The sequence below is a fragment of the Paenibacillus sp. FSL L8-0435 genome, assembly GCF_037965655.1.
Lineage (GTDB): Bacteria > Bacillota > Bacilli > Paenibacillales > Paenibacillaceae > Paenibacillus.
This window is the reverse complement of the sequence record NZ_CP150185.1, coordinates 4,673,553-4,697,149: the sequence shown is the minus strand read 5'-3', so window position 1 is coordinate 4,697,149 and position 23,597 is coordinate 4,673,553. Positions and strand designations below refer to the sequence as shown.

22 protein-coding genes and 1 tRNA gene are annotated in these 23,597 nt (G+C 42.8%); 19 read left to right on the top strand and 4 right to left on the bottom strand.

Annotated elements, in window-relative coordinates; genetic code table 11:
- Positions 1–60: 60 nt before the first annotated feature.
- Both NST33_RS20910 and NST33_RS20905 read right to left on the bottom strand, forming a co-directional pair.
- Positions 61–1,393 (bottom strand): IS3 family transposase gene (locus tag NST33_RS20910; protein ID WP_339304931.1). Its coding sequence is split into 2 segments (ribosomal slippage): positions 61–993 and positions 995–1,393, totalling 1,332 coding nucleotides; the frame shifts between segments, so codons are not numbered across the junction.
- A 470-nt stretch (positions 1,394–1,863) separates the two neighbouring features.
- Positions 1,864–2,736, bottom strand: a complete 873-nt coding sequence (locus NST33_RS20905; RefSeq protein WP_221822232.1) for an AraC family transcriptional regulator — start codon at positions 2,734–2,736, stop codon at positions 1,864–1,866.
- Between the two features lie 694 nt (positions 2,737–3,430).
- On the opposite strand from NST33_RS20905, the gene NST33_RS20900 reads away from it, so the two are divergent.
- The 8 genes from NST33_RS20900 (at position 3,431) to yaaA (ending at position 12,698) form a co-directional block, all read left to right on the top strand.
- Entirely contained in the window at positions 3,431–4,615 is a 1,185-nt protein-coding gene (locus NST33_RS20900) for an LLM class flavin-dependent oxidoreductase (protein WP_221822231.1), read from the top strand.
- Positions 4,616–4,829: 214 nt separating this feature from the next.
- Complete coding sequence (locus NST33_RS20895) at positions 4,830–6,104, top strand: extracellular solute-binding protein (protein WP_221822229.1); 1,275 nt, start codon at positions 4,830–4,832, stop codon at positions 6,102–6,104.
- A gap of 3 nt (positions 6,105–6,107) precedes the next feature.
- Positions 6,108–6,980 (top strand): sugar ABC transporter permease, encoded by an 873-nt coding sequence (locus NST33_RS20890; protein WP_017687487.1) that lies wholly within the window; start codon positions 6,108–6,110, stop codon positions 6,978–6,980.
- Between the two features lie 49 nt (positions 6,981–7,029).
- Positions 7,030–7,845 (top strand): carbohydrate ABC transporter permease, encoded by an 816-nt coding sequence (locus tag NST33_RS20885; RefSeq protein ID WP_336763637.1) that lies wholly within the window; start codon positions 7,030–7,032, stop codon positions 7,843–7,845.
- Between the two features lie 113 nt (positions 7,846–7,958).
- Positions 7,959–9,176 (top strand): MFS transporter, encoded by a 1,218-nt coding sequence (locus NST33_RS20880; RefSeq protein ID WP_036614537.1) that lies wholly within the window; start codon positions 7,959–7,961, stop codon positions 9,174–9,176.
- A gap of 277 nt (positions 9,177–9,453) precedes the next feature.
- Positions 9,454–10,341: a cell wall hydrolase gene (locus tag NST33_RS20875; RefSeq protein ID WP_336763640.1), complete on the top strand. Its 888-nt coding sequence runs from the start codon at positions 9,454–9,456 to the stop codon at positions 10,339–10,341.
- 511 nt (positions 10,342–10,852) lie between these two features.
- Positions 10,853–11,731: a prohibitin family protein gene (locus NST33_RS20870; RefSeq protein ID WP_237174498.1), complete on the top strand. Its 879-nt coding sequence runs from the start codon at positions 10,853–10,855 to the stop codon at positions 11,729–11,731.
- Between the two features lie 214 nt (positions 11,732–11,945).
- Complete coding sequence (gene yaaA / locus NST33_RS20865) at positions 11,946–12,698, top strand: peroxide stress protein YaaA (protein WP_339304926.1); 753 nt, start codon at positions 11,946–11,948, stop codon at positions 12,696–12,698.
- Between the two features lie 204 nt (positions 12,699–12,902).
- Here the strand turns inward: yaaA and NST33_RS20860 are convergent, their stop codons facing one another.
- Positions 12,903–13,466, bottom strand: a complete 564-nt coding sequence (locus NST33_RS20860) for a DUF4879 domain-containing protein (RefSeq protein WP_339304924.1) — start codon at positions 13,464–13,466, stop codon at positions 12,903–12,905.
- A gap of 646 nt (positions 13,467–14,112) precedes the next feature.
- On the opposite strand from NST33_RS20860, the gene NST33_RS20855 reads away from it, so the two are divergent.
- From NST33_RS20855 to NST33_RS20825, 7 genes are all read left to right on the top strand, one after another.
- A complete protein-coding gene (locus NST33_RS20855; protein ID WP_339304922.1) occupies positions 14,113–15,360 on the top strand; it encodes a WXG100 family type VII secretion target in 1,248 nt (415 codons plus the stop codon).
- A gap of 17 nt (positions 15,361–15,377) precedes the next feature.
- The gene (locus NST33_RS20850; RefSeq protein ID WP_339304920.1) at positions 15,378–15,992 is read left to right on the top strand and encodes a pentapeptide repeat-containing protein; all 615 of its coding nucleotides are present in this window, start codon (positions 15,378–15,380) and stop codon (positions 15,990–15,992) included.
- Between the two features lie 78 nt (positions 15,993–16,070).
- On the top strand, positions 16,071–16,556 hold the full coding sequence (locus NST33_RS20845) for a hypothetical protein (protein ID WP_339304918.1): 486 nt from the start codon (positions 16,071–16,073) through the stop codon (positions 16,554–16,556).
- A 231-nt stretch (positions 16,557–16,787) separates the two neighbouring features.
- On the top strand, positions 16,788–16,985 hold the full coding sequence (locus tag NST33_RS20840) for a hypothetical protein (RefSeq protein ID WP_339304916.1): 198 nt from the start codon (positions 16,788–16,790) through the stop codon (positions 16,983–16,985).
- Positions 16,986–18,407: 1,422 nt separating this feature from the next.
- Positions 18,408–19,256 (top strand): putative phage abortive infection protein, encoded by an 849-nt coding sequence (locus NST33_RS20835; protein WP_339304914.1) that lies wholly within the window; start codon positions 18,408–18,410, stop codon positions 19,254–19,256.
- 310 nt (positions 19,257–19,566) lie between these two features.
- Complete coding sequence (locus NST33_RS20830) at positions 19,567–20,193, top strand: hypothetical protein (RefSeq protein WP_339304912.1); 627 nt, start codon at positions 19,567–19,569, stop codon at positions 20,191–20,193.
- Between the two features lie 260 nt (positions 20,194–20,453).
- On the top strand, positions 20,454–21,068 hold the full coding sequence (locus NST33_RS20825; RefSeq protein ID WP_339304910.1) for a sce7726 family protein: 615 nt from the start codon (positions 20,454–20,456) through the stop codon (positions 21,066–21,068).
- Here NST33_RS20825 and NST33_RS20820 read toward each other — a convergent pair.
- On the bottom strand, positions 20,989–22,128 hold the full coding sequence (locus NST33_RS20820) for a beta family protein (RefSeq protein ID WP_339304908.1): 1,140 nt from the start codon (positions 22,126–22,128) through the stop codon (positions 20,989–20,991). The two genes, NST33_RS20825 and NST33_RS20820, sit on opposite strands and share 80 nt — an antisense overlap.
- Before the next feature lie 384 nt (positions 22,129–22,512).
- Here NST33_RS20820 and NST33_RS20815 point away from each other — a divergent pair, with 384 nt between their 5' ends.
- From NST33_RS20815 to NST33_RS20800, 4 genes are all read left to right on the top strand, one after another.
- Entirely contained in the window at positions 22,513–22,653 is a 141-nt protein-coding gene (locus tag NST33_RS20815) for a hypothetical protein (RefSeq protein ID WP_339304906.1), read from the top strand.
- 79 nt (positions 22,654–22,732) lie between these two features.
- Positions 22,733–22,817, top strand: a tRNA-OTHER gene (locus NST33_RS20810).
- Positions 22,818–22,885: 68 nt separating this feature from the next.
- Positions 22,886–23,095 (top strand): hypothetical protein, encoded by a 210-nt coding sequence (locus NST33_RS20805; protein WP_339304904.1) that lies wholly within the window; start codon positions 22,886–22,888, stop codon positions 23,093–23,095.
- 163 nt (positions 23,096–23,258) lie between these two features.
- Complete coding sequence (locus NST33_RS20800) at positions 23,259–23,522, top strand: hypothetical protein (protein ID WP_339304902.1); 264 nt, start codon at positions 23,259–23,261, stop codon at positions 23,520–23,522.
- Positions 23,523–23,597 lie beyond the last annotated feature (75 nt).

Here is a 23,597-nt window from a genome sequence, read left to right as displayed (position 1 = left end):
AGAAAGAAGGCAAGTTCCGGGTTAAACTGTACCCTATGTAAAGGACATTTCTAAAAAAAACTATATGGCTTCAGGAAGATGATCTCTGTATTGTACAGGGGTCATCCTTTTTAGGTTCCACTGGTATCTATAGTGATTATAGTAGGTCATATAGGCTTTAACTTCTCGTTTGACTTCGTCTAACGTGGCATAGCTCTTTAAGGAAGTTTCGTCCTTAAAATGACCAAAAAACGACTCTTGCGGTGCGTTATCCCAACAATTTCCTCGTCTGGACATGGATTGCCCAAGCCCCATCCGTTTCACTTTCTTCTGAAAATCCGGATGAGTGTAGTGCGTACCTTGATCGGAATGAATGAAAGCATCATGACTCTTCTTGAATTTGCGGTTTTTCTGTAAGTGGAGCAACGTGTTTGTCGCCAGATCCATCGTCATTCGCTCCGACACATGATAAGCCAAAATTTCATTGGTGGAACTATCCTTGATGGTGGACAGATAGGCGCGTTTCCCTTGGCCGTAACTTATGTATGTAATATCTGTTAGAAGTATTTTGCCCGGGATGCCTTGTTTGAAGTTGCGTTGTAACAGGTTAGGCATGGTTCGATGCTCATGGGTTGCCTTCATCATTCGTTTGTAGGGATTAGCTCGTCGATGAGGGCATACAATATCGTATTTTTTCATGATTCTTCGGATGCGCTTGAGATTCCACATGATCTGAAATTGTCCTTGCAGCGTCATCTTAATGGAGCGAGCGCCCTTGTTACGTTTCTTAAATTGGAAGGCTCGACGGATGTACACACCTATTTCCTCATCAACCTGTTCCTTCTTCGTGCGTCTGTGAATGGCTGAAGTGCTCCAGTATCGGTAGTATCCGCTTTTGGAGACCTCGGCGGTCTCACACAGAACACTTACCATTCGCTGAAGATGGTATTTCTCAATCACGGTTCGGATTAACCTGTATCGAAGACTAGGGTTAGTTTTACTCGTGGTTCCACCCCCGTTCGGCCAGGCGAATCTTTTTTAAGAGTTCATTCTCTGCTTGGAGCAGGTGAATCTGTGCTTCGAGTTTCGCGTTCTTTTCTGCCAAGGTTAACTCACGTTTTAGAGACTCTCCTGAATGTTTGCCTCGTGTATCTTGTAAGCCTAGAGCTCCTTGCTCGTTGTAACTGGCTCTCCATCGGTCAGCTGCGGCTTTGACCCGAGTCATCCCAATGATTTGAACGTCAAATCCACATGTCTCAAAGATCTCTCTAGGCATCCTTCCTTGCTGATTTAATGTAATAAAGAACTGTTTGAACTCGTCCGTATAAGTGATTCCCTTGGTCGAAACAGACTTCACATAGGGATTTGTAGCAAGTTGCACTACTTCGCCGGTTGTAAATGTTTTTTTACTCATTAATCGTTCTCCGTCCTTGTCTCATTCATGGTATACAACAAAAATACCCCATAGAGAGACTTTTTTAAAGTATCTACTCTATAGGGTACAGTTTAGGTAGAGGGGCTTGCCTTTTTTGGTGGTGGATTTATATAAATTGAACTAAAGAAAATTCACACTTGCCACTCCGATGACAGAACAACCTTCTGATCGCTGTTATTCCCAGATTTTTTATATTTGGCTTTACAAAGGGGAAATCTGGTGATAAAGGCGAACGCTCCACTTCTTCAGGTTATTTCTGTCCTCTACGTTCTCGTGTAAATGTTTAGTTGAATTTATATAGTAATGGGTTTTGCAGCACTATGATGTGCAGGATATGAAACTCAGGAGTCTATTGCAATTTGGTAGACGCGGTATCGTACACAACCGTACACAAGGCGTGGTCCATGAGGCATGGAGGATTATAGGCTGGGGAGCGAAAGGTCGCTCCCTCATTCTTTCGTGCTCTCCGCTGTGCGATAGCGATTGGGCGGCAGACCGACTTGCTTTTTAAATGCTTTGGAGAAGGAGAACAAGTCCGGGTAACCTACGGAATGAGCCACTTCAGTTAAGCTTAGCGGCGTCTGCACGAGTAGACGTTTGGCCTGATTCATTTTCAATTGTTGGATATATTGAACGGGAGACAGGCCATAGGCTTTGCGGAACTGTTTGGCAAAATGGGTTCGATCCACACCCGCATGAGCGGACACACCTTCCACGGAGATGCCGCCTGCAAAATGAATGTCCATGTATTCCTTGCCTTTCTGGAGCCAAGGTGTGGCTGAATCCGGTTGCAATCCTTTGGTTGCGGGGGACCGCGCAATTCGGTCGAAGAGGTTTAGAAATCGGGTGAGTCGTCCCAGATCACTCGCCCGGTCCTGCGGTTTACGAACATCCTCCATGAACGAGCGCATGGCACTTGAAGTCTCCGGTGTCAGTACACCTGAACGGTGCGGTGAGTCGGGTGTAAGTCCAATTCGGGAAAGCAGTTCGGCTGCATGTGCACCATCAAAGGCAATAAATATTTTCTGCAACGTATCCTCGGGGTCCGTCCAGTACTCATGGGTAACATGTGGAAACAGACAGAACGCATCCCTGGCACGAAGGGCGTGACGCTGTCCGTTCTGTATGAATGTACCTTCCCCCTCCAGCACAAATAGCAAATAATAATAAGGTGTAGTGCGCGGGCCAATATGATAGTTGGTCTTGGCTATATTACGGCCGATGCGGATCGGCCAGGCGCCACCAGCTTTCTCGAATTCAGATGGAGTGAAGAAAAAAATATCCAAAAACTCATGGTGGTCCTCCTTCATGCTCTCGGTCATCAGGAACACCTCTTTATTGTATAAGTATCGTTTGTACATTCTAAAAGTTTCGCTTGTAGATGTAGTTCAAAAAGTCCACTTTTGATTACGAATCATGCCTAGTGGCATCATCAACATCGAAGCTGAAATTCAGCCGAAATGTCCGTTGCTCACGTAGTTTTCCTACGCTCCACTACTCCATTTCTAGCTTCATTCCATCTTCTCGGTACTGAAAACCAGACTTTTTGAACATGTATTTAAACCTATTATACAGGTGGGTTTTATATATATTCAAGATCAGGAAGACCTAAATCTGAGAAAAGACCACAAAATGACAAAATAAAATTGCCGCGAAATGACATTGCTCACAGACAAATCAATTGTTATGATGTCCATACCTATTAAACCAAGTTAATTAATCGGCATTTGGATACCTACTTTGAAAATGAGTTAGAAATTAGGCACACTTTAAAAATAAGTTTTAAACGAGTGCAAACGTAGTGGAGGGGACGAAATCGATTCTGAAGAAACGTAGTGTTCACCTTTATCTCCGGATTTTCCCTTAGAAAAGGGAATCAAAAAAATCTGGAGATAACAGTGATCGTAAGAACGATTCGTAACCGGAACGGCCAAGTTGCAGAACAGTGATCTTTTTTTAACATGAGACTTTATTTATTCATAGAAGGGATTGACTTTTGTGAGCGAACAGGAAGATATGAAGTTTGGATGGTTTTTGCCTACAGCAGGGGATGGTAAGTATGTAGGGGTTGCCCCGGAGCGGGAGCCAAGTCTGGATTATCTGATCGATGTGGCACAGACGGCGGAGAAGGCAGGATTCGAATTTGTACTGATTCCAACAGGGGGAGCCTGTCTGGACGCATGGGTGGTTGGCTCAGCTGTGATGAGTCACACAAAGACATTGCGTCCCCTTGTCGCCATTCGCCCGGGATTGGTTACACCCGTACTCGCTGCACGCATGGGAGCGGCATTGGATCAGCTATCAGGTGGTCGCGCCATGATCAATGTGGTGACAGGCAGTTCTGTTCGAGATCTGGAGGAACTCGGCGATCCACTGGCATATGCGCATGATGAACGGTATGTGCGGGCGAGCGAGTATATGGAAGTCATGAAGCGTTCATGGACCAAATCGACGGGACTGAATCTGACGGAGTTTGCTGGAAGTGGTTCAAAATCTGGCGCAGATGCACCCAGCGATCCCAATCCTGAATTCAACGGCCAGTATTACAACTTCAAAGGACCGGTAGGCATGCCGGAGACGGTGCAAAATCCGCATCCACCATTCTATCTAGGGGGAAGTTCTCCAATTGCGAAGAAGGTCGCTGTTGAACATGCGGATACGTTTCTCATGTGGGGCGAGCCCCATGACTGGATTCAGGAGCAGATCGAAGAGATTGAGGTCATTCGTCAGCAGGTGAAAGAGGAAACCGGACAAGATCGTCAGCTCCGTTACGGCATGCGTGCTCAGGTACTCATTCGGGATACCGAAGAAGAAGCATGGGCAGCGGCTTGGGAGATTATTAGCAAAGTACCACCAGAAGCGATTGAGAAAGCCAAAGCCGCTTTTGCCGAGACGGATGCAACCAACCAACGCAGACAGAACGAGTTACGGGAACTGTCCGAGAAGCAGCAGTTTGTCGTAGGTCCAAACTTGTGGACAGGCTTGTCCGTTGTGCGATCCGGCGGTGCGATCCTCATTGTAGGTACAGCCGAACAGGTCGCAGAACGTCTGATGGAATATGGAGATCTCGGCGTTACGACTTTCATTCTGTCCGGTTACCCGCATCTGGAAGAGGCCGAAATCTTCGGACGGACCGTGATGCCGATCATTCGCGAGAAATGGAAAATAAGACAGAAGCAGCATCAAATTACTACTAACTAAGTAAGTTTAACTAATCTTTTTATACGAAAACGGAGAGGACAGAAATAACGTGAAGAAGCGAAGCGTTCGCCTTTATCCCCGGATTTTTACTTTTATAAAAAGGAATCAAATAAATCTGGGGATAACAGCGATCGGAAGGTTATTCTGTCATCGGAGTGGTCAGTATAAACATTATTTAGTTAAAATATCAAGCATCCTCAGGAGGTCGTCTTTCATGAAAAAAAATAAAAAATTGATCCTGCCGCTTGTCAGTATGCTGGTGATGTCCATCCTGCTGTCAGCTTGCGGTGGCGGGGATAATGCGTCATCTGGAGAGAACGGCTCCTCGGGTTCAGGTAAAGTTACGATCAGCTTCATGCACTGGCGTGGAGAAGATTCCGAAGCACTCAACAAGACTATTGACGCATTTGAAAAAGAAAACCCGAACATCAACGTGGAGATGCAGACACTGCCTTCCGATCAATATCAGTCCACCGTACAATCCAAAATCAGTGACGGTTCGGTAGGGGATGTATTTGCATCTTTCCCAGGTGCACAGTTCGAAGCTTTCACCAAAGCCGGCTTGTTCACGGATCTGACCGGATCATCGTTCCTGTCGGCCTACAATCCAAAGCTGATTGAAGCAGGACAGCATGATGGCAAACAATATGCGATCCCGTATCAACTCGTATATAACGATCCAATTTATAATGTAAAGCTGTTTGAACAATACGGCTTGACGCCGCCGACCGATTGGGAAGGCTTTCTGGCCCTTTGCCAGAAGCTGAAAGACAATGGCATCATTCCGATTGCCTTTGCCGGAGCGGACATTGGCCCAGGGCAATTCATGAATACAATGGTGATGAACAATGCACCGAGTGACGACATTTTTACCAAAGTAGAAGCGGGCGAAGCCAAACTGACGGATGAGTTTTGGGTGAAAACGTTGACTCAAATCAAGGAACTGAACGATAAAGGTTACTTCCAACAGGATGCACTGGGTACGAAAGACCCTGCGGCGGGCGCACTGTTTATCCAAGAGAAAGCAGCGATGCTGGCAAGTGGATCGTATCAGTTAGCTCAGAACAAGCAGCAGAATCCGAACCTGGAGCAAAAACTGCTTGCACCAATTACGGTAAGTGCCGATCAAGCGAAGTATGAAGGGGTGCATACCACTACGTTCATGCTCGCGGTGAACAGCAAGTCAAAACACCCGGAAGAAGCGAAGAAGTTCCTCGAATTCCTTAGCAATCCCGATGTAGCGAGTGACTACGCCAACCAAACGGGACAAAATGTAACGGTGAATGATGTGAAGTACGATACACCTGAGCTTCAGGTAGCCGGAGAATGGGCGAGCAAAAAAACCGTGTTCCAGCCACGGTTCACCATCCTGAACGGAGACAATCAAAAAGCCGTAACCAACTCCATTCAGGCTGTACTGAGCGACACTTCTCCGGAAGAAGCAGCACAGCAGGCACAAGCGATCATTGATCAGCATATCGGGAAATAAACGATGAAAAACCGTCTTCAGCTATCCCTGTTTCTGATCCCCGGATTGCTGCTGTACGTTGGATTGTTCGTATTTCCTACATTGACGGGGCTGTTCTATTCCTTTACGGACTGGGATGGGGTATCCCCGTCGTATGCATTTGTAGGGCTGGATAATTACAAGGACAGTCTCAGCAGCATCGTATTCCGCAAAGCCTTTGGCAATAACGTGGAGTTCATGTTAACGGTTGTTATTGCACAAACCTTTATTTCACTTGTCCTGGCTCTGCTCTTGGTACGTAATACCAAGACACGCATTGTGCTTCGGGCATTGTATTTCCTGCCTGCGATTCTGTCCTCCGTATCGGTTGGACTGATCTGGGCATTTATGTATGATCCATCCATTGGATTGATCAACTATGGACTGAATGAAGCTGGGATGAGCAGCATTGCTCGTAACTGGATTGGAGATCCCAAGATCGCCATCTATTCCATCGCTGCGGTACAGGTATGGGCCCATGCCGGACAGATGATGATTGTATTCATCGCAGGTCTGCAAGGTATTCCGGCAGAACTGTATGAAGCGGCTCGTATGGACGGCGGCAGCAAATGGCAGGTATTTCGTACCGTGACCTGGCCACTGCTGGCACCTTCGGCAACGATTGTTGTGGCCTATACGACCATTCAGTCGTTCAAGGCATTTGACCTCATTTTCACAATGACGGACGGAGGCCCGAACTACGCAACTGAAATTTTGACAACATATATCTATCATACCGCCTTTGGCAGCTATTCATTTGGTCTGGCTTCTGCCGGTTCCATGATCTTCCTGGTGTTGCTCGCGCTCTTGACGCTGTTGCAGTTCAAGGCACTGCGTGCCGACCGGGTAAGTTATTGAGGTTGATGTTGGAGCATTCATCCTGCAACCGAGGCAGAAGGGAGTTCACATGTTTTTAAAATGGTTCAATCGCCTGATCCTATTAGTGTACGCGCTGCTGATTCTGGTGCCGCTGTACTTTGTATTTGTATCCTCGTTCAAAACAAGCAGCAACTTCTTCACCAGTCCATTCAGCTGGCCGGACCCGTTTACGTGGGATAACATCACTGGCATGTTCCGCAATCAGCCGATGTGGCAATATTTCGGGAACAGTCTGGTCGTGACGCTTGGTACGGTTGCCATTGAGTTGTTGCTGAGTAGCATGATTGCTTACGCCATTGTCCGCTGGGGTGGAAGTGTAGGAAAAATCGTGTTTGCTCTGTTCGTAGCAGGGTTGATCGTTCCTTCTCAAGTGAGTATGCTGCCGATCTATTCTCTCACACGTACACTCGGGTGGTCGGACAGTCTCACGGGATTGATTGTGGTATCTGCCGCGATGCTGATGCCTGTCTCTGTATTTATGCTGACAGGTTTCATGCGCATGCTCAATTCGGAGATTCTGGAAGCGGGTAGTATGGATGGAGCAAGTGAATGGAGACTCTATACCCGGATTGCACTGCCACTCGCTGCACCTTCACTGGCGGCAACGGCTACGTTCCTGCTCGTCATGGTCTGGAATGACTTGCTTATTCCGATGTTAATGCTCAGCAGTAAGTCCAAGCTAACGTTACCACTCGCGCTTATGCAGTTCCGCGGAGAATACGTGACGAACTATCCGATGATGCTTACGGGTGTACTGGTAACGACCATTCCGATGATTGCGCTGTTCCTTATACTCCAGCGTTACTTTGTAGCAGGTCTGACAGCGGGTTCACTCAAGGGGTGAGGTATCGCAGAAATCGGAAGGAAAAGCTTATTTTGCATTGATTTCTGGAGCATTCTGCATAATAATGATTTAGTGTCAGAATGACTACATAGAGATCAAGGGAGCTATAAGTGATGAGCAAACTGGAAGTATTGCGGAATCCCAAGCAGCGCAAGCTGCTGTTCAGTGCCGGCATGAGCTGGCTGTTTGATGCGATGGAAGTTGGTATGATCTCCTTTATCGTGGCTGCACTCGCCAAGGAATGGAGTCTCAGTCCCGGACAAGTCGGCGTGCTTACGAGTATTAACTCCATCGGTATGGCGCTAGGTGCTTTGCTTGCAGGTGCACTTGCGGACCGATTTGGACGGAAAGCTATTCTGATGTGGACCTTGCTAATCTTTACGATTGCAAGCGGTCTATCTGCACTTGCGACCGGATTTGCTGTATTGTGTGCACTACGTCTGGTTGCAGGTATCGGACTTGGCGGAGAGCTGCCCGTTGCATCCACACTGGTATCGGAGTCGATGCCTACAGCGGAACGGGGACGTGCCGTTGTATTATTGGAAAGTTTCTGGGCAGGGGGCTGGATTGTATCCGCGCTGATTGCAAACTTTGTTATCCCGGAGTACGGATGGAGAATTGCTTTTGCCATTGGTGCACTTCCGGCGTTCTATGCACTGTATCTGCGTCGTGCCATTCAGGACCCGCCGCGGTACAAGAATCATACCAAACTTCATAAAATCACGTTCCGCGAAAAAGTGGCTACCGTCTGGTCAGCACCACATCGCCGTACAACGTTGATGCTCTGGATTTTGTGGTTTACCGTCATTTTCTCTTATTATGGTATGTTCCTGTGGTTACCTTCGGTTGTGATGGCAAAAGGATTCACGTTGGTTAAAAGCTTCCAATACGTGCTGATCATGACGATCGCACAGCTGCCAGGTTACTTCACCGCGGCGTACTTCATTGAACGTTACGGTCGCAAGTTCGTACTGGTTGTGTATCTTACCTTAACTGCATTCAGTGCGATTGCGTTTGGACTGGCAACAACGGAAGCGACAATCCTGACTGCGGGGATCTGTCTTTCCTTCTTCAATCTGGGAGCCTGGGGTGGTCTGTACGCCTACAGCCCCGAATTGTATCCGACTTCCGTTCGTTCGACAGGTGTTGGACTTGCCACATCGGTTGGCCGAATCGGTGGTGTACTTGCTCCATTAATGGTCGGTATGCTGGTTCAGCGCGAAGTGGCAATCAGCCTGATTTTCACGATTTTCTTCGTGACAATCCTCATTGGCGCAGCGGCTGTACTGTTCTGGGGCCGGGAAACGAAGGGTCAGGAACTGGCCGAGTAATTGTCAATAAATACAACGCAACTTTTGTACGGGTCTGCCTGCCTACGGAAATAACGGGTTGGACAAGCGGTATTTGGTTGATACAAGAAGGGGTATGACCATGGTGTGACCATGGGCTCATGCCTCTTTTTGTTATGTTCAGCGTCGTTTTTTCACTGCGTCATCGGTCCGATAGACTTCATTTTTTCTATATCCTATAATGACACTCGGGATGTCCAACCGTGAGGATTCGGGGAAAGAAGTGGGATCTGGATTCAGAAAAGTGGAGGTTAATGGAATGATGAAGAACAACATTGAAATGGATCAAGCGAATGAAATCAATGAAAAGAATATGATAAGTGAATTAGATAGCGTGAGTGAGATGAAAGAGATGAAGGTGGGAAGCCATATGAACAGTAATGAACGGACTACAGTTGATAGCACAAATGAGGGGTTGGATCAATTAACGTTTGCTGACAACATGGAACCTATCACTGTCAGTCGGAAAGTCACTCATGGGAAGGGGAACACGGCTGGCAAAAGAGCAGGGAGGGTCAGCATGCTTCTCGGTGCCTGCGCATTGACTCTGGGATTAACCGTGGCAGCTCCTTCAGCGGGAGCACAGAAGCTGGAACAGGGCGTTCGCAGCGAGCATGTACTGCAATTGCAGGAGCAATTAAGCGATCTGGGGTACTTTGACGCCGGAATGACTGGATATTACGGTACCATCACCAAAGGTGCTGTCCGCAAGTTCCAGCAGGCGCAGGGACTGAGTGCAGACGGCGTTGCAGGTCCAGCGACGCTGAATAGGCTGAACAAAAAGGCCAAAGCCGAAGGCGAGACGTTACGCCAGTTGGCGAAGCTGATCCATGGTGAAGCGCGCGGAGAATCTTTTGAAGGGCAAGTCGCTGTAGGAGCGGTTGTGTTGAATCGGGTACATTCGAGTGAATTCCCGTCGTCTATTTCGAAGGTTATTTTCCAGAAAGGACAATTCACGGCTATAGACGATGGCCAGTTTAATACCAAGCCAACCCAGACCTCTTACAGGGCTGCTCGCAAGGCTTTGAATGGGGCTGATCCGACGAACGGAGCGCTGTATTATTACAATCCGAAGATTGCCACTTCAGTGTGGAGTAAGAGCAGGCCGACGTTGCTGACTATTGGGCAGCATGATTTTACAAGATGAGTTTAAGTAGAGATATGTAGTGTAATATTTGAAATGATAATGGTGAACCTCGGCTGTACGCTGCTGAATGCAGACGTGTACCGGGGTTTGTTTTATATTTTGATTGTGCAGGCGAGGAGTGTTGGAATCTCAATATAATCTACATCAATGGGAATGGTCAGCATATAAATTATATTTACGTTGCATTAGGGGAGAACGCACTACAAGAAGCGGCAAGGGATATCATTGAAACCGAATCGAATTAATAAAGTATATATAAAGAAGGATATAAATTATTAATTGTAGATTTGGATGAATGAGAATTTATATTTAACAGGATGTAGATCATGCCTACTGAGGTTTTGCTAGGTTACATCCATAGAGGGGAGGACGAATATGCCATTTATTGGGGGAATCATTTTAATTTTTATCCTAGCATTCATTCTATGGTCATTAATGTTCCCGCTATTCAATAAAATAGGTAGTAGAATTTTGAAGAAATACAATAAATTCAAACAAGAGGAGAATGGTGATGAAAAATTCAAAGACGTTTAGGGTAGGGGCAATTACGGTTGCATTAGTTATTATTGTGGGCGTGCTGCTGGTGACCTTCTTTTTAACACGAATTCCTAATGGATATGTTGGGGTCGTATATTCACCAAATGGAGGCGTAAAAGATAGCACACTGAGTCAAGGGTGGAAACTGGTTGGAGCGTTTGATAAAGTAACCAAATATCCGATCCGAATTCAAACGGTGGAATACAGAGATATTCAAATTGCTACATCTGACGGAAAAAACATCACAATCGATTTTGCTTACAACTACCAAGTAGAACCAAGTAAAGTATCTTCTATCTTTAATACATTTGGGCCAATTAGCATTCAAGAAATTGAGGATACATATCTCAAAACACGTTTCCGTGATGCAGCTCGTAAAGGTATTTCCAAGTTTACAGTCATTGATGTTTATGGTGAAAAGTCATCCGAAGCAGGCGTAGACGTCGAACAACGTTTTTCTGATGATGTTAAAGAGTTAGGCTTTATTGTATCAAACGTTACCGTCGGTGTTCCTCAGCCTGACGCTAAGACTCAGGAAGCAATCGATAAGCGTGTTGAAGCTTCTCAAGAACTGGAACGTAAAACGACTGAACTGGAGATCGCCAAGAAAGAAGCAGATCGTAAGCGTGTGGAAGCACAGGGTAATGCAGACAAACTATTGATCGAAGCAGAAGGTCAAGCTAAAGCAAATAAAGAGCTTCAGCAATCATTAACAAGTCAACTCGTTGAATATGAAACAATCAAGAAATGGGATGGAGCCCTTCCATATGTGAGTGGATCAAACACGCCAATGATTCAATTGCCAACTACAAAAACAGAGCAAAATAGCGGCGCGGGGAGTGTATCGCCCTAAAAGCGGTTTGAAATGCATGCCTTGCTTTTTCACCATTTTAATGTGTTGAATTCTAATGAACAAGCCGGTCCAATCGTGGGCTGACTTGTTCATTTTGAATTTTTTCAAAGGTACTTTGAGAGATTTAGTTAAGCCATGGCATTGGATTCACCTGTCCAATCCTGTACAATGGATAACGACAAAAACAACGGTAGATTAAGGATGGATCAGCACGATGAGAATTATCATATCACCAGCTAAAAAGATGAAGATTGATACCGATCTTATGGCTATCGCACAGATGCCGCAGTTTATAAACGAGTCAGAACAGCTATTGAGTCTGCTTCAAAAGTTATCCTATGACGAACTCAAAGCGATGTGGAAGTGTAACGATGCAATCGCCGAACAGAACGTGGAACGGATTCAGAATATGAATATAAAAGCAAATCTTACGCCAGCCATCTATGCCTATGAGGGCATTCAGTATCAATATATGGCTCCGGGTGTTTTTCAAAATGAGGAATTAGAGTATCTTCAGCAGCATTTACGCATATTATCCGGTTTTTATGGCATGTTGCGGCCTTTGGATGGGGTTACCCCTTATCGGTTGGAGATGCAGGGCAAGCTGCAAGGTACGGGCTTCAAAACGCTCTATCAATTCTGGGGTAGCAAACTCGCAGATCAGCTTCAATCAGAAAGCAACTACATCCTAAATCTGGCTTCCAAAGAGTATAGCAAAAATATCACTCCTTTTCTGAGTGAGGAAACCCGGTTCATTACTTGTGTATTCGGACAAATGGTCAATGGGAAGCTTGTTGAAAAGGCAACCTGGGCTAAAATGGCCAGAGGTGAAATGGTACGTTATATGGCAGAGCACAAGATTACAGATGTGAAGGACGTAAGAAACTTTGATCGGTTAAATTTCGCTTTTTCAGAAGAACGATCCGACGAGAGTACGTATGTATTCATACAAGCAGAGGGAAAGTAGCCTGCTGTACAACGGTGGGTTCCTATACAAAGTCGCGCCCTTTAATGTGACAACAAGAAAAGACGCAGGGGATGTATATCCCTGCGCCTGATCAAGAATCAAATCCGTGTCCGAAGCTGATGAGCCTTTGGGTTTACTTCCCGTATTCCTCATGATAGAACCAGGATAGCCAACTCCTCCGATATTCATATTACATCCTTCCAGTTAGCGAACATTAATCCAAGCGGTCCACTGTGTTGGAATATTAATGGAATAGACTGTACCTACAAATTGTCCCCCTGTAGTAGGCGCTTCATAAACCCAAGAATGGGCCCAAGCATCTACGACACGGTCACCGTCCAGATCAATAGCTTCAGACCAGTTGTTAGTCATTGTATTGCTGGCGAGTGTGCCGTAGTGACTGCTGTCATAACCGATCTGGAAAGTAATACACTGAATCCAAGCCCCACCATGATCATTGGTCGTGGAGAGCGGGTTGTTGTTGAAGCCGTAAATTTCTTGACCACCATTAGGAGATACGACACCATATACATTAATGTGAGATACTTTCGGAGCAGGCGCAAACAGAACTGGACCACCCGCATTATCAGCCTTCTGAGATTCAAATTCAGCCTTAGCCGCTTTCACAGCTTCACGGAATTCTTTGGAATTAATAATTTCTTCCTTTGTCAAAGGTTTGGCTTGAGTCACGTCACCGTCTGCATAGGCCGCTACATTAAATGAAAGCACTAGAACAAGAATAAGAGCTAAACTAATCAATTTTCTCATAGCAATAAATTCCACCTTTCTTATTAGGGGTATTCTTTTACAAAAACATACGGTTACGACAAATAGACCTGCTTACAGCTTAAAGCCTCTTGCCCTCCTCTCTTTTAAAGATGGTTCTTCCCCTTTTTTCTTTACTGAAAAAGAAATTAAGGAGGTAGAACTCTACAGGCTAGAAAACTCTATGAAGTAGGAATGTATATGTAAAATGAATGCCTGCCAATGATTATGTGTTGCAGACAAAATGTAAAACTCATTTATACGCATTGATATCTTAGCTATGATAGGCTCTGACACTCATCTTGAAAATATAAGATTCCAAAATAAATATTTAAATTGTAATATATTCCATTTATACAAACATATAGTACAACTAATCATCGGCACAGTCAAGTTTCTTCATTAATACTATGATTTGTTAAAGTTTTCGGCTTGTCGCAGTAAAATGCCACAGTATCCTGTAGTCGTAAAAGGAAAACCCTCTGGAACATGTATACACCTACATAGAGATCGTATGGGGCTGAGGGACGGATATAAATCATTCTGAGCGTGGATTCATGCAGTGAAATCAGGAGGTTAGCCGGATGTAATTGCCATTAAACTTCTGCTAACATAGTTATATCATATCTTAGATGAGCGGTGAAAATGGATGAATACCATTAAAGTTACCCCTGAACAGTTACATCACGTATCGAATCAAGTGGATCAGGCGAGACAACAATTGGAGCATATACGGGAGAATCTCACAAGGCAGATCATGTTCCTTCAGCAGATGTGGCTGGGTGTGACGCAGGAGCGTTTTTATGATGAGTTTGCGCGGTCACGCCCTGTATTGCAGAAGGCGCTGGAAAGTATGGTGAACACCTCTAAGGAATTGAAGCATATTGCCACACGATTTGAGAATGTAGATGCTGAAAAAGTGAGTCTTGGCAGTGCTGTTAGTGCTCTAGGTGCGGGAGTAATGATGAAGACCTCAAGATATTATGCCGGTTCGGATGATAAGGGCTACCGGATGGCACAAGTCAATATGTTTGGGAAGCTGATGTGGATGCCTGTGAATGAGAATGGTGTTACGGATCAGGCAGCCTTGCAGGCATATAAGAAGGATCAGGGGCATTTGGATTTTAATCGGATGCAAGCTACGGATGCTGAAGCGCCAGGGGAAGATATTCATGCGATGCAGATCAAAGCTTTTGAAAATGGAATTCATCCCTTCACAGGCGAGCCTGTATCCGATAAGTATGCTCAGATGATGTTGACTTCTCTGAAGTTCAGCCAGCTATTTATGGCATTTCAGATGGTTCGTGGGAATATGCCAGGTGGCAAAGGGCCTTTTCGGTTGCCTTCTTCTCATCCAGCTGTAGCGAAGATTAAAAAGAATTTGGAAGCGGCTGAAGCAAGGAAAGCGAATGAGCAGAAGAAGGGTTCTGAGGGCAAGGGACAAGGTAACGGGTCTAACCTTTATGCCAAGGATGGAAAATATACCGGAGGTAGAACACAAAAGGAATTGGATGTTTTGGCAGGCGATCCTTCACATGGCGGAAAAATTAGAGATCAAGGTTTGAAAGAAAGAGAGATAGGACTAGATTTAGAGCAACAAGGTAAATTAGGAAAGATTATGCGTGATCCTCAAGAAAATAAAGGCGCTGAATTTATTGACGTCACTACTGGCCAAAAGTGGGACGTGAAAAGTTTTGAGTCTTATCCTCATGGTCATACGTCACCGAGAAAGGGAGCATTTACAGTCGTAAAATCTATGGATAAAATAAACGAGGAGTTTGATCGTGGTCATAATGTTGTTATTGATACACGGGAGTTAGTTCCTGAACACATCAAGCAGTTAAAAGAGGCAGTAAAAGATGCGGGAGTTACAGAACGAATCATCTGGTATCCATAATAAAAGGTGGTGTAGTAATGAAATCAATTAACAAACAAGAACTGATAGAGCAATTAAATTCACATCGATTGTGGATTGAAACCATTGGAGAAAAGGGTGAAAAATTAGGTGTAGATGAAATAGACTTTCGTCATGTCGATTTATCGGGATATCCTTTGGATCAAGCTTATTTGACCGAATGTGCATTTGATGGCATGAACTTGGAACATATGGACATGTCATCATCGTTGTTATGTTCATCCAGCTTTACTAACACCAACGTAGTAAATGCTGATTTCTATAAGGCAGATTTGTCTTATGCCGATTTTACAGATGCAGATGCCCAAGGTGCAAGGTTTGCCAAAGCGGATCTTTCTGAGTCCATTTTTACAAATGCGAATTTGTCAAATGCAAAGCTAATTTCCAGCTCCCTGTACCTTACAGATTTTCGAGATGCTAATATGAATCAGGTAGATGTCAGTTCAGCATCGTTTAAAGGAACTTTGTTGCACGGTGCTAAATTAACAGGGCTTAGGGGAATAGAAGAAGCCTTTATAAAAAGCATCAATATCGGAACGCCAGAAGAACCAAATATTCTGGTGGGTGAGGAAGCTATAAAGTGGTTGCTGGACAAAAGTTTGAGTAAGGAATAGATTTTATGCTCGAACTTGCCTGTAATGTGGGCTCACCAGATAAACTGCACTTCGTAATAGGGTAGAAAGCTAAATGAGATGGGGACTTCAGCTGTCATTTTAACAAAAAAAGACAAATATTCACCAGAGCAGTTTCTAGCTGATACGATTGTTGCAGCTTTTCATTCGGACGTAGCTCTCTATTTTTATAACAATAAAACGTATACAAATGAAGGCAAGTTTCTGTATACAACGCTGAATATTAATCATAAGTCATTTACAGGGGACAATGAATCCTCGTTGATTTTCCATATTCACAGCATGAGTAGCCTAAGTACTGAATTTTATTATCACGAAGATTTAGGTTTAGATCCTAATATATCACTGTGCCAAGTCGGGCATATTGAGGATATCTATGGTAATCAAGAGTTAATACTTCATTTTATTTATGAATATCTCAAGCTGAATCCTGATGATTATTTCTGGATTGCAGACAATGATTGGGTATACAGCTGGGAGGACATACAAAGACTGAAATCTTTACCGTATGACCCGGATTGGTGTTATAAAAATCCTATAGAATAACTTCTAAATGATGACAACGGGAACATAAAGCATTTTGATCCTGCATTCCGATTAATATTAAGGAAGAGATAATTGATGTACAAAATACTGACAACAAAAACTGAAATAGATCAATTAGTCGAATCTTATTTCTGAACTATTGATTTTCCCAGAGCATTAAAATACTTTGGAGACCATGAGAGACATGGTTGTGGTTCAGGTCCACTGGAAGTACAATTGTCATCCTATCACATGCCAGAAGAGGAAGGGGGCCTTGGCGATCAGAAAGTGTGTTTTATTGGAGAGCCGCCAGCATATGATGAAGATGTAATGGCAGTCATGGAATATGATGAATTTTATAACTGTTTAGGAATTTACAGTGAGAACTACCTTCAGACATTCGGAATAATTCCCATCGTCGATCTCAAAAGTCATTTTCCAGAAAGGTAAGAGTTCAATTTAACGCATGGGGCGCTGTATTATTACAATTCGAAGATTGCGACGTTGTTGTGAAGCAAGAGCAGACCGACTTTGCTAACCAGTGGGCAGTATAGGTGAGGTTGTTAGAAATTACAGAGAATAAATGAATTTATAATCATAAACCCTGTTGTGCACTGCTGAGGCAGAAACATTGCTGGGGTTTGTTGGTTTGGCACTAGGAACTTTGAGAAGTTCACTTAACTAGACAAGAAGTAATGAACGTATCGTTGCTTAGTTAGGCAATAATGAGACATCTAGTACGGCTGGTATTGTTCCCGTATCAGTAGGAAGTATAATCATTTCAAGAAAGATACAATGGTTACTGCTGGCTGGGTGTTGAACTTGATATGAGAATTGCTGCCACAGTACCCAGAAGTCGTTCATACCGGAATCAGGATAGATGATACCGGAGTAGGTGGCGGAGTTACGGATCGGTTGAATGAAATAATAGCAGAAGAAGGATTCCCATATGAAGTATTTCCAATCAACAATGGTTATTCATCATCAGATGAACATTATGGAAACCGGTACCGAAATGTGGGCGTATAAAGGGGAAACTGGAATAAAACATGAGCAATTATATAAACAACGAGTCCGCGGTCTTACAATTATCCTATCATGATGTACTCACTTCTCAATTGACCGCAAGAAAATGGTCAATGACCAGTAAAGGTAAAATACTTCTTGAGAGCAAGAAGGACATGAAAAAACGTGGTCTCAAATCACCGGATAGAGCTGACGCATATGTCCTCACCTTCGGGGAATACTTGGTAGGGTCACCTCAGTCAATAATGCTTCCGTCAATAAGTAGTGTGTCAATAAAGAGATAAACTGAAGATTCTACATCCCAATCATATAGTTGGAATAGTGAAACGGGCATAGCTAACAAACTAAAGGATTGTGGAATGTTTTATCCATTTGAAAAGTGAAGTGTAATTGACAGTGTGTTGGCAATTGAATGACGGTGAAACAGCAATACACTAGGCACATAGGGAAGGAAAATTCTTCTCTAGTGTGCCTGCCCGTTATCGCAGCGGTCTCGGCTGCGCTGTGGGAAGGCGTTTCCTTAGACGTGGATCGTCAAGGGTGCAGTGTGGGGATGGGGTTAGATTCCCCGAGGCTGCTCCATCCGGGCGGGATATGGAAATACGGATCATTATATAGCAGGCTCCTATGGGCCTGCATCATGATCTGATAGCAACAGTCTGGGGGGAGGTCCCAGCCGAAGCAACGAACGGGTTTGTCTATGTTTCACTACTCCTTAATTGAGTCATCCATAACGGGTGGCTCCTTTTTATTCTCGGGACCTAAATAAAATAATTTATAGTTATCTCTATTACAATCTTATATAATGTCCCATGTAGTGAAAACAGGTTGAGGAGAGTTGTTCATATGTTTGATAAGTTCAAAAAGTTTTACACTAAACACATCGTAGAAGATTTAGAAGTAAAAGATGGAGAAGAAAAGAAACAAGGATTCAGGGTCTGGAAACTAAGCTCTATTATTTTAGCATTCTTCTTGATTTGGGGACTGTCAGGCATGATTGTTTATTTTCTTTTCTGTAATTGGAGCGATAGAGGGACTTTTGGGGATATGTTCGGGGCTGTGAATGCCTTGTTCTCTGCTCTTGCATTTGCTGGGTTGGTATACACTCTATTTGTGCAACGCTACGAACTAAGTCTTCAGAGAAAGGAACTAGAGTTGCAACGAAAGGAAGTAAAAAGGAACGGTGATCAACTTGAGGAACAAAAGAATGTAATGTTACAGCAAAGTTTTGAAAATACTTTTTTTAAGATGATCGAACTACACCATAACTTAATTAATTCACTAACTGTTTCGTTAGGTTCCTATAGTTATAATGGTAGAGAGGGACTTTTTTATCTGCGTGAATGGATGAATAGCATATTACATGGATCGCAGTTCGAAACAGAGTTGGAAACTAATATAAGTGAATTCATGAATAATGGAAATGGCAGAAATATAAAACAATACCTTAATAATTTTTATTCTTTGCTCATGATAATACATAAGCATTGCACAAAGACCAAAGAAGTTATCAAGGACTCAGATTATACAATGATCGCTCTGTCTCAATTGTCTGACGATGAAAGATATATTATCTTCTATGCATTGGGATATAGAGAAGAAACTCGGTCGCTCTTAGAAAGTTTCATTTCTCTAGACGAACTTAATCCAAGCGCTAAGCATCATGCTAACTGGATGCGCAGAATGAAGACATAAATGTATGAATGCAGGTGATGATTAATCTCATCGCCTTTTTTTATTTTACAGAATTATTAAGCGATTGGGGTTATGAAAGGAGGTGATTACAATCCATTGAATAGAAACCCGCGATACGTAGCAATTAAGGAACGGCCTGAACCTCGTATATCAAAGTTGCAACCTGAACTATGTAAAGGTTGTATATGGGGCAGATGGGATGGAGTGAAGCAGTTTTGTGGTAGACCTATCTGTCCAAAGGAATAACTATTTGTCACATATTGTATCATTGTGGAAATAAGGTTATTATTGTTCGGGGGTGTTTAGACATATGAACAATAAAAGCAAAGTTCAGAATCCACTTACAATTATAGCGATCTTTGCGGGCATTGCAGAAATAGCAGGAACTGGAGTGTTGTTAGGTTTACCTTTAGAGATACAAAGGACATTTATATGGTTTGTCATGTTGTTCCCGGTTGGCTTGGTAGCAACATTTTTCTTTGTGTTGGTAAATAAGCACAATGTACTTTATGCGCCGAGTGATTTTGTAGACGAAAGCAATTTTGTAAATTTACTACTTCAGAACAAGAACGTTGGAGAGGTAGTAGATCTCTTGGAACAAACTAAAGAAGATAACACAAATGATCAAACAAAAGAAAAAATTGATGAGGCTCTTGATAAATTAGAATTATTTAAATTGTATAATGATATGATTAAAAAGAATTATTACATCAAAAACTCGAGCTACACAGTTAAGAATTTTGATTTATCAAACGAAAATAATCTAAAAAAACGAGTTATTCAATTACTAGAAATTTTCCCCGATGGCTTAACATTATCAGCTTTAGAAGGTATTATGCCCTCTGTAAGTATAAGTGTTTTGAAAAAGTCTTTGAAACAATGGGTAGAAGAAGGTCTTCTACTAAACTCTGCAGATGGGAGATATAAAATAAACTAGAGCACTCGTCGTGGTGCTTTTTCTTTTACCTTCATATGACAGAATGTGAGATGTTTTGAGCTTCTTAATATTAGAACGTCTATTTCAGGGATCAGTCCATTGAAGAGCAGAGAACAGCGTCTGAGTGAGCCTACGCATGCATATGATGGTCACACAAACGTTGAAACCAACTCAACTCAATTCTATCTTCTTATTTCAAAAAAAATGGAATAAAAAAGAAATTTCTTTGGTATAAATGTATCTTAACTGTTAGAATGAACATGAAAATAATTAATGAAGGAAGTACAAATATGGATAAACTAAGAGATCCAGAAATTAGAGAGGTTTTAATTGAAAGACTTATACTTGAACACTCTAAATCATCGGAGACTCTGATCATTAATGAAATGAGTGTCAGTCAAGGATTGTCTCGGGTAGATGTGGCAGTTCTTAATGGAATCATGCAAGGTTATGAAATTAAGAGCGAAAGTGATAAGTTAATTAGATTACCTTTACAGGTTAATGAGTACAATAAGGTTTTTGAAAGAATGACTATTGTTACAGCAGACAATTACTTAGAAGGTGTAAAGAAAATTGTACCATCTTGGTGGGGGATAATAAAAGTCACCAATAAAAAAGGGATTCCTACTTTACGAACTATAAAGAAAGGCAGAGTTAATCCTTCTTTGGATTCATTAGCCTTAGCACAATTATTATGGAGAGATGAAGCGATCGATCTCTTAAAAAAAAGAGGGCTTGAAAAGGGGATTCTTTCCAAGCCCAAAAGAGACATTTATAAAAGAATTGCAGATTCTATTAAGGCTGAGGAACTAAAGTTTGAGGTGAACCAGTTTTTGAAGTCAAGGGAAGGTTGGCGAGGTCATCTGATACCTTAGTTAAGTGATGATTAATACCAGCAACTACCCAAGATTCAAGATTGCCTGTAGTCCCTCCGTTTGCACAACTGTAAATGTATGAGTCTCCAAATGAAAAATTTTGCCCTGAAAATCTTGGGTCTGACACTACTGTAGAGCAAATATTCTTCATGCATGAAAATCCATTGCCAGTCAGATCGCCTCGGTGTACCCAGAAATCAGTATCGCAGGTATACTTCAGACTCGAGATGATCTTAGTGAGCAACCATGGCTCAAGATTAACAAAATCAGGATTCGTAATAGTATAATCACCAAAAGAAGGCTTACGAATTAGATTCGTTTTTACAATTTTAGAATAAATATTCCATTCAGCTCTGGGTACCGTTCCAGAGCTGAATTTTTTTATTATTTTAGAATAAGTTTTTGGGATACTCGTTGCGCAAACTGTAAGTGTTCTCCATGCGTTAATGTCAGGAAACTGAATCAATGTGTTGATAATCTGGCTATAAATAGCCTGTTCTTTTGAAGGGTTAATTTGCTCAAAATCAATGACTATGTCTGCGTCACTCTTGTTAATATGAGCAAAGGAGAGTAGATCATTGATTTCAGATTCAAGCTGGTTAATGTCATCCAGTTGTTCTTCATAGATTCTTATGCAAATACCTCTTTGATATTTTTGCACCACGTTGTATACAGCTGCTTGATATGAAGCATCTCTCGCTGTTCCTGTAACGGGAATTGCTTGATTTCCTTCATTTTCAATTGAATCAATAATGAATTCAAGAGGATGTTGTCCACTAGTAAGATTATCATCCTCAAAATCTACATTATCGTAAATGGTGTCTGCATCGACGAATACTGGATCTTTAGATTTCCAGCAGTTGTTTAGATCCTTTCCAATATTGGAGAGATGATCATCAATGGTTTTGGTGAAATTTCCAGTCTTATGATCGTAAGGCACTGGTTGAATTTCTAGCAAAGGAGTTATACGGTTTCTAGCTGTGGAAGATAGGTGCTCTATAGCAGTTCTTTCACCTCGTTTCCACTTAATCACTGGAACATAATGATCTGAACTAAACAATGGTCATTCCTCCTATTTTTTATTTTCTTATGTGTGAAATAAGAACTATTTTTAATCTATCACAAAAGTACCATAATTTACATTTAATTTTCCCTTATTCTACTAGGAGGTACATTTAATGAACATCAGAATCGTGCCAATTGATCAGATTAATGCAGCAGCCTACAGTCCCCGTGTGACCTTCAGCCTGAGGATCGAGAGTATGAAAAGCTGAAGCATAGCATCGAGGAACTCGGTTGTGTGGAGCCTATCATCTGGAATGAACGCACCGGGCATATGGTCTGCGGTCATCAGCGATACAAGAAAATGGTTAATGACCAGTAAGAGGGAAATCCTTCCTATGCGTCGAATTGCTACAAGAGTCTCGGGAGGAGGTGTACTAGAATGCCAGAATTTAGATTAGATCCTGAAGTAAGTAAATACATGGATGAGAACGGTGTCGATGAAACTGAAGCAGCAAACGAACTCGGTCTTAACTATGACGAGATCTGGGATGTTGTTGAGGGAACAGAAGATGACATTTGATTTCTCAGCACCCTTCGGGGTGCTTTTTCTTTTGTGAAAATACATAAAGGAGAGCTGAGTGTGACGAGACTTTCCTTCACCGATATAGATCTATTTGGTAGATTGCTGCGGGGCCCCTTGTACACAGAGAGCAGAGGTTCCAGGTTCAAGTCCTGGTGTCGGCATTATTATAACCTTGCAATACGCTTGCCGCTTCTTCGGAGACAGTATTTTCTTTTTGAGGAGAAATGAAATGATCAGAGACGCGGATCGAATTAAGCTTCTTGAATTCTGGGCAACACTGACCGAACAACAGAGAGATGCTGTTGTCACTTGTACAAATCAACTAAGCGAACGACTACAGGATGCTGTTATGGCTGTAACCAGTTCACTGGAGGAGAAAAAAGAGACGTTCGCTAAAGTGTGGGAGCAGATAAAGGAGTTCATGGAGAATGATGAATAACCTGTAAAGACAAAGCCCTTGCGGCTGCGTGATCTTCAGAGAGCATTTCCAATGCGGCACCAGGTAATGAATCGGGAGCCGCTTCTTCAGGTGGCGAGAAGTCGTTGTTAAAAGAGGAATTCTCTTCTTTTCTGTCGAAGTATGGGTGAGGGAGGTGAAAAGGATGGTTTTTGATAAGTTCGCTATTCAATTGTGTGTACGAGAAGATAAAAGTATAATGGTGTCATGTAAAACTAGAGAAGAAGTTGAACAGGTACTTAATGAGATAACCTCATCAAAGTGGTTTCGCTCAAAAGACTCTGGTGGCGAAGTTATAGTTCAAACAGACAAAATTCAATATATTCGAGTAATTGAGTATGCAGGAAATTCAGATGACGACGATGATGAAGGTTTTACTGATCAAGGCGAACAAAACAGTTTTTGGTAGTTCAAAGCATCCTTCGGGGTGCTTTTTCATTCTGTTAGATGTAGGAAATGGTAATAAGTTGTTGAATTATATCAA

Coding starts and splice junctions, on each gene's coding strand:
- NST33_RS20905 (WP_221822232.1), bottom strand. CDS start 2,736: ATGACCGAGAGCATGAAGGAGGACCACCATGAGTTTTTGGATATTTTT.
- NST33_RS20835 (WP_339304914.1), top strand. CDS start 18,408: ATGTTTGATAAGTTCAAAAAGTTTTACACTAAACACATCGTAGAAGAT.
- NST33_RS20870 (WP_237174498.1), top strand. CDS start 10,853: ATGAAAAATTCAAAGACGTTTAGGGTAGGGGCAATTACGGTTGCATTA.
- NST33_RS20890 (WP_017687487.1), top strand. CDS start 6,108: ATGAAAAACCGTCTTCAGCTATCCCTGTTTCTGATCCCCGGATTGCTG.
- NST33_RS20845 (WP_339304918.1), top strand. CDS start 16,071: ATGGGGACTTCAGCTGTCATTTTAACAAAAAAAGACAAATATTCACCA.
- NST33_RS20830 (WP_339304912.1), top strand. CDS start 19,567: ATGAACAATAAAAGCAAAGTTCAGAATCCACTTACAATTATAGCGATC.
- NST33_RS20860 (WP_339304924.1), bottom strand. CDS start 13,466: ATGAGAAAATTGATTAGTTTAGCTCTTATTCTTGTTCTAGTGCTTTCA.
- NST33_RS20895 (WP_221822229.1), top strand. CDS start 4,830: ATGAAAAAAAATAAAAAATTGATCCTGCCGCTTGTCAGTATGCTGGTG.
- NST33_RS20825 (WP_339304910.1), top strand. CDS start 20,454: ATGAAAATAATTAATGAAGGAAGTACAAATATGGATAAACTAAGAGAT.
- NST33_RS20855 (WP_339304922.1), top strand. CDS start 14,113: ATGAATACCATTAAAGTTACCCCTGAACAGTTACATCACGTATCGAAT.
- NST33_RS20815 (WP_339304906.1), top strand. CDS start 22,513: ATGCCAGAATTTAGATTAGATCCTGAAGTAAGTAAATACATGGATGAG.
- NST33_RS20840 (WP_339304916.1), top strand. CDS start 16,788: ATGCCAGAAGAGGAAGGGGGCCTTGGCGATCAGAAAGTGTGTTTTATT.
- NST33_RS20800 (WP_339304902.1), top strand. CDS start 23,259: ATGGTTTTTGATAAGTTCGCTATTCAATTGTGTGTACGAGAAGATAAA.
- yaaA (WP_339304926.1), top strand. CDS start 11,946: ATGAGAATTATCATATCACCAGCTAAAAAGATGAAGATTGATACCGAT.
- NST33_RS20850 (WP_339304920.1), top strand. CDS start 15,378: ATGAAATCAATTAACAAACAAGAACTGATAGAGCAATTAAATTCACAT.
- NST33_RS20885 (WP_336763637.1), top strand. CDS start 7,030: ATGTTTTTAAAATGGTTCAATCGCCTGATCCTATTAGTGTACGCGCTG.
- NST33_RS20805 (WP_339304904.1), top strand. CDS start 22,886: ATGATCAGAGACGCGGATCGAATTAAGCTTCTTGAATTCTGGGCAACA.
- NST33_RS20880 (WP_036614537.1), top strand. CDS start 7,959: ATGAGCAAACTGGAAGTATTGCGGAATCCCAAGCAGCGCAAGCTGCTG.
- NST33_RS20875 (WP_336763640.1), top strand. CDS start 9,454: ATGATGAAGAACAACATTGAAATGGATCAAGCGAATGAAATCAATGAA.
- NST33_RS20900 (WP_221822231.1), top strand. CDS start 3,431: ATGAAGTTTGGATGGTTTTTGCCTACAGCAGGGGATGGTAAGTATGTA.